The organism is Dyadobacter sp. (genome assembly GCF_051859145.1).
GTDB lineage: Bacteria > Bacteroidota > Bacteroidia > Cytophagales > Spirosomataceae > Dyadobacter.
On record NZ_JBHYGF010000113.1, the window covers coordinates 27,022 to 33,606 of the forward strand.

Consider the following 6,585-nt stretch of genomic DNA (forward strand, 5'->3'; position numbering starts at 1 on the left):
CTTGCAGGACAGACTGATGTATGTTCGCTATATCATACTCGTTGGCGCCGGCTTTCAGTACCTTTTCGTTTGCTATCAGCTGTATTTGCCCGATGGATAAGTTAGAAGTTTGTTCATCTGAAAAGATGCCTGCATATAGTTCATCCAGATAGCCTGTGAGTGGACTTATAAACCCTTCATAGGAATTGGCAATAACAGCAATTGCGCCCTTTTTTGGAGCTATCATCCAATCCAAAGACAATGGAGCACGATTGTTGCCCGCGCTCGGACTGGTGTTGGTTTTACCAGCAAATATATTGCCGACGCTGCAACCATTGAAGTACATCAATGGATACTTCCCTGCATTGTCGTACCCACGGTCCACATCCGATACATATCCTATATCCGGATCAGTGATAGTGGAACTTCCGTGGCCAAAAAAGGTAATCATGCCCACACCCGCATTTACCTGAGGCGTAATATTAACTTTCTCAACCTCCGCCATTGCCTGCTGTTTTGTAAGCGCGATAACCTTGCCCCCTACCCTTCCATTCTCAACAGCTGGCCTCTCACGTTCCAATAAGTTTTTAAGCTGGGTTATTTCAGAGACTGATTTCCCGCCACTTAAATGTAATATCTGCTTCTGCCAGCCGCGATCCTCTGCTTTGCTGTGCTCATATTCCTTCACTTTATCAAGATAACTTAATACCTGCTCATTTGTAATCGAATGCAGCCTTCCCACGGGTATTGCCGCATTGTCTATGGAAGCTCCGGCAATACCAGACACAAGCAAAAGATCAGAGCCAGGATACCCGACAGTTGGAACTTCGTCTGGTATTCCTCTCTTCATTCGGTCTACATAAGAAGTAGCGGAACCGATGAGGAAGAGATTCCGGTTTTTGTTTCCATCAGCCAGTATATAGTCCATAAACCCACGGATTCCAAGCGGGCTTGGCTCTCCGTAGTTAAATTGATTATATAAGTCTTTGATATTGGCTACCAAGACCGAGTGTCCGCCTCCTGCCGCTGAGCTACGGTAAGCAGCGTAGCTTTGTGAGCTGCTAAGCAAATTCTCGCTTGTGATGATTATGAATTCAGCTTTTGCTCGATCATAGGCTTTGAAATTAACCGCACTGATCTTAGCGGCATCAATCGTAACTACTTCGCTGGTAGCAAGTAATTTCAACTCTTTACCCACTTTGCGGGGAACCATCAAATTGGCCGGGTCTCCTGAAATAATTTTGAGGGTATCAGTGATATCATATATTACAGAACCAGTTGCCAGCCCCGCTATATTCAAGCGGCTTACACTTTCCTTGGAAGCAGGCAGGGAAAATTCGTACGACTTTTTCGATTGTGTGGATAATGTTTGTACATATGTAACTGTAAAGTAGGCCAGGGAAAATGCCTCGTAAGCCTCATTACTTGGCGATTTTAATGCAATCACTCCTTTGTTAGACTGGTCTAAGTCTCCCGGCTGAATATCGAATTCAAATTCTGACCCCACAAAATCCCTGCTTGTTATTTTCCCAACCAGACGTAGGTCCTGCGCAGTTCTGCCAATGTAAACCTCCACGTTCCGCAGGTTATTACTCCTTCCATGAACAAGCATTTTCAGCCTGGGCTTATTGGTTGCAACGTCAATGGGGTTAGTAAGTTGAACGGGATAGGTTACTTGTGTATTTTTTAATACTGAGGGGCCCGTGCGGCTTGCTCCATCCTCAAAAAAGGAATTGGATAAATGCGGTCTTAGCGGACTCGGTGTAATGAGAGAGTAGTCCGATTTAAGTATATAAGGATCTTTCGCTACGTGACTTACCGTGGCAGGAATTTTCACGTCCACCGCCCGGGTAATAGTTTCTGCACGCAGGGATTTTGAATTGGAAACAGTAAGAAAGTACGCGGTTTCATCCGAATACATACTGAAGTAAGGATTCAGTCGGGAACTATAAGGGCGATACAGCAGAGAATCCCTTTTACCTTCATTGGGAACTCCGTAAAAAACAATTTCATTGTTGATGATCGAGATAGCTACCTGCTTTCCATAATGCCAGAGCTGCAATTTAGCCTGTTCAGAAACGGGAAAGCTCGCGGGCAAAGCTGAAAGCGGCACTTTGTGCATGCCTTTTGCACTCACCAAAATTTTGAGATAAGGCTGATCGTACTTGATCCAGCTGTTATCATAAGACTTACCAGCCTGCCCAAAAGACAGATTTGCAGTCAGAATAAAAATCAGAAGAGAGATGTTGTAGAGAGTGTGTCGATAGTTCATTTATGATTTTGGTTTATAACAAAGAAGGTATAGCAAATAACGATCTGCTACACCTTCTTTATTATACGTGCATTATTTCTTGATCAATTTCTTCGAATAGGTATCCTCTGTCGCTGATGTTACCTCCAAAACATACTCTCCGGAAGGCAGATCACTTGTATTGATCTGATTCGATGTGAGACCTTTACGTCTTACTTTTCCATTCAGGTCGATTAGCTTCCAGCTTTTCATTGCAACCGGCAGGTCAAGCTTGATTTCAGCCTGGTCAGTTGCAGGATTTGGAGAAATAATGAGCGCGCTTGAAAAAGGTCTGTCAACTGAAACAATCTGCGAAGTTGTTTTTTTACCATCAACATTCTGTCCATTTTCAACAGTAGCCCTGTCCGTCTGAACCAGCCTGTAATAGCTCTTTCCGGAAAGTGGTTTGTTATCATACCAAACATAGCTGCTTGGTGAATCAGTATCTCCTTTTCCTTCCACGAGACCGACTACTTCAAAATTCTTCGCATTGTAGCTTCTCTCAATAACAAAGTGGCTGTTGTTCTTCTCAGAAGCCGTTTTCCAGGTAACTTCAACCGAACTTTCGCCTACCGCTTTTGCATTGAAGTAGCTAAGATCAACCGGCAAACCGCCTTCTGTACTGAACAGGATCTGAACAGCCGGATCTCCGATCAATACGGTTTGATGCAGCTGCGCTCTTCTTTTCTGATAGTCGGCCGCAATTCTCGCATTATCAGCCGACATCCTGTATGGGTTAGGATTGCTTTTTGTCTCGTGAGAAGTTGCCCTCAAAATATTTCCCAGTGTCTGGCGCGCTTTATCGGGTGTACCAAAAATCAATGGATAAAGCTCCTGAAGAAACTCGTTGCAGCTCTCATTGTATCCCGAGAACGAGTTACCAAATACAGCAATCGCGCCCCGATCCGGAGTTAACAGCCAATCAACTGACTGTGGACGGGAGGTGGAAGAGTTTACACTTGTACTTCCAATGTTATTGCTGAAAATGTTCAGGATGTCGCATCCGTTGTAAAAAATTACCGGAAATTTTCCATCCGTCGCCGTATATCCTTTGCCGGGATCCGAAACATAACCAAAATTATAGTCTGTCTGATACGGCGCGCTGTGCCCGAAATAGGTGATCATACCTACTCCTGCATTTACCTGCGCAGTAATATCAAGCGGTACAGGGATCGTAGTTGCCTGGGCAGCGGGCTTTTTATACTCACTTACAACGCCATTAAACTGACCTGTAATCCCGCTTGCAGTAGCAGCAGTCGCGAGGTTACCGGCATGCAGGTTGATCTCTGCGCTGCTTTTTCCCCCGCTTACATGGATTACTTTTCTTCTCCACGCAAGATCCACATTTGCGCTCTCGTAAGTTTTCACTTTCTCAAGGTAACCGTGTGCAAGATCATAACTTACCGCAGGGATCCTTCCCACGGGGATAGCCGGCACATCTTCCAGCTCGCCACCCAAACCTTCTACCAGCAATACGTCAGAACTTGGGTAACCAACCGTAGGTACTTCATCCGGCATTTCTCTCACTGCTTTGTCGTTCCTGGCAATAGAAGGCCCCATTAACAACAGATACTTTTGTCTGTCGCCATTTGAAATCATGTAATCAACAAATCGTCTTATCGCAACAGGACTAGGTTCTCCGTAGTTGAACTGATTGTAGATATCGATAATCTTGAATACGCCTGCCTTGTACTTCTCGCCTGGTGAACCGCTGGTGCGATATTCCCTGAATTCCTCAGAAGCGGATTCCAATGTTTTGTTCGTGACGATCAGATAGTTGAAATCAGCAGGATTAATATTCGAAAAGCTGATATTGGCAATTTTAGCGTCAGTAACTGTATAAGGCGTCTGGTTGGTTGCCAACAAAGTCAGCTGGCTGTCATTGATCCTCGAGAATTGCAGGTTATCTGTCGCGCCGATGATCTTGCGTGGTTTGTCCGGATCTGAAATGTCATAAAATGAAGCTCCTGCCGGTACATTGCTGATACTTACCTTATTTACGGTACCTGTTGCTGCGCCTGGAAACACAAACTCCGCTGATGCGGCATTCTGCATATTAAGTGCCTGCGAATAGGTCACCTGGTAATAGGTAACCGAAAAACTGTCGTAAACCGTTGTTCCCCCAACATTCTCTGAGTTACCGAGTGTTGTAAATCCGAGTACCGCCTTACCATTCGCATCCAGATCGTCTGGTTGTACATCAATGGTAAATTCAGCAAAGTAAAAACCAGGAATAGATACTTGGGTGGCCTCTCTCAATGAAGCGGCAGTTTTACCAATGTAAACTTTAATCACCCGCGATCCTCCAAATGAAGGAAAGTAGCTCCTTCCGTGGATCAAACCTTTGATTTGTGGATTACCGGAACCTGACTTATTCGTTACCTGAACTGAAAATTCTGCGCCGTTTGTACCATTTTTTGTCCAGGTTGGATTACCATCATCATAAAGGCTCGCACCTGTCCTCGTCTTTCCGTCTTCGAAAAAGCTATTGATATTCGGCGGACGCATTGGAGAGTAAGCCGCGTGCGAATAGTCATTCTGGAAAGTCTTCAGATCGGTTTTAACATGCGCATCCAGGACAGTCGCCCCAGGATTATTAAGCTGTACAGAAGCTGCGCGTGCACCCGCCTCTGCTCCTACTGTGAGGAAGTAAGTACTTTCGTCAGAGTAAGCACTCCAATAGGGATTCACGCGGGAAGAAGCCGGGCGGTAAAAGAGCTCATCAGACTTACCGTCATTGGGTACCGCGTAAAAAAGGATTTCGGTATTGTCGGCTTTGATGATATCAACCTGCCTGCCACGGTGATACAGCTGCAACATTGATTTATCAGCATTCTTGATTGAGCTGGGCAATGCAGCAGAGTTCATCGCAATCCTGTAAATGCCCTTTGAGCGCGTGTAAGTGTTGTTACTTCCCGGAATCGCACCTGCTTTGATGCTCACCCATGGTTGATTGTACTTTCCCGCAAGCCACTCATTTCCGTACGCCCCGCTCCATTGAGCATGCAATTCGCCAAAGCTGAACAATGCAAAGACAAGTAGTACTAAGAATTTTTTTGTAAAATTTTTAGATTTCATAAGGTTTAACAAAATGTTATAGTGTTTCTGTTTTCAATGCGAGAGCCTGAAAAAGGTCTGCGAGGTGAAGGGTATCCGTGAAAAAGTTGTAACTGATAGAAAGAATGGATTTTAGCATGAAATTACAACATCTTGAATAAGCTAACAAATTTTCAGCAAGATCAATAGAACATATACTACAAAAACCTGCCTCCAATCTACTTTGCCCTGAACAACGGGTTTGTCAATACATAACATCCGGAACTGCTCATATACGGGTACAATTTTTTTGCAAAGAACAATATGTCCCAAACCGTACCTTGTGACCGATAGTGTATTTTTTACGACTCACTTTAGGTATTTCTATTATTCACCGTTTATTTGCACAATCTATATCTATTCATTTTAACTTAATCTCTACAACTATGCTTAAAAAATTAATTGTAATTGCCTGGATCGGTCTTGTAGGTGTATCCATGAGCTGCGAAGGCCCGCAAGGTGAAGTTGGACCAGCAGGTACAGCGGGAGCAGCTGGCCCGGCAGGACCTGCGGGACCAGCAGGACCGAAAGGTGATACCGGAGTAGCCGGTAAGGATGCGCTGGGGGCAAGAGAACTCATTACAGCGCCTAACCAGCCAAGTACCAATGGCGGCTACACAATGGGAAAAAACAACCTTTCAGCAGCCGATACAGCAGCGCTTGCAAAAAGTGTAGTGGTCGTTTTTATACAAAGCCAGAATCTCTGGTGGGCAATTCCTGGAAAAGTTGAGTTTGGCGAAGGCAAAAGCACTACTTTCAACTTCATCACCCTACTTAGAGGAAACCAGTTTTTCATAGATATCCGCCCGGTTAGCTGGTCAGAAGATCAGCCAACTGCTCCGGAAAGAACATTCCAGAGAATTCGTGCTGTCATTATTCCTAGCAAGTCATTCCGTGCAAATGCAGGTGTGAACATGAACAATTACGAGGAAGTTGTGAAGGCTTATGGCATCAAAGAATCCGATATTATTGAAGCAGATATTTAATTGATCTGCTGCCCGCAAAAAGGTACAGGTGCATTTGCATGCTGTACCTTTTTTTATGCGCGCTTTTCTCGGTTTTTGAAACTTAAGAAGTTTTAATTGCCCGTAACCAAGAACTTGTAATCCGCCATAAATTTATTTTTTGAAATTATACTATTTTCGAAACAAAAGGCATTAGCTAATTTGTTATCTAACTGCACTTTGTACTTTTCCGGGTTTGCATCCCGCTAAACATAT

At 44.4% G+C, this 6,585-nt stretch carries 3 protein-coding genes; 1 reads left to right on the forward strand and 2 read right to left on the reverse strand.

Features of this window, described 5'->3' with window-relative positions:
- Positions 1 to 2,251, reverse strand: a 2,251-nt coding sequence (locus tag ACTIE6_RS08395; RefSeq protein WP_439556206.1) for a C25 family cysteine peptidase, incomplete at its 3' end; no start/stop codon positions are given.
- A 72-nt stretch (positions 2,252 to 2,323) separates the two neighbouring features.
- On the reverse strand, positions 2,324 to 5,347 hold the full coding sequence (locus ACTIE6_RS08400; protein ID WP_439556207.1) for a C25 family cysteine peptidase: 3,024 nt from the start codon (positions 5,345 to 5,347) through the stop codon (positions 2,324 to 2,326).
- 404 nt (positions 5,348 to 5,751) lie between these two features.
- Between ACTIE6_RS08400 and ACTIE6_RS08405 the strand changes: the two genes are divergently transcribed.
- Positions 5,752 to 6,351, forward strand: coding sequence for a hypothetical protein (locus ACTIE6_RS08405; protein ID WP_439556208.1), 600 nt, complete (start codon positions 5,752 to 5,754; stop codon positions 6,349 to 6,351).
- The last annotated feature ends 234 nt before the right edge of the window (positions 6,352 to 6,585 follow it).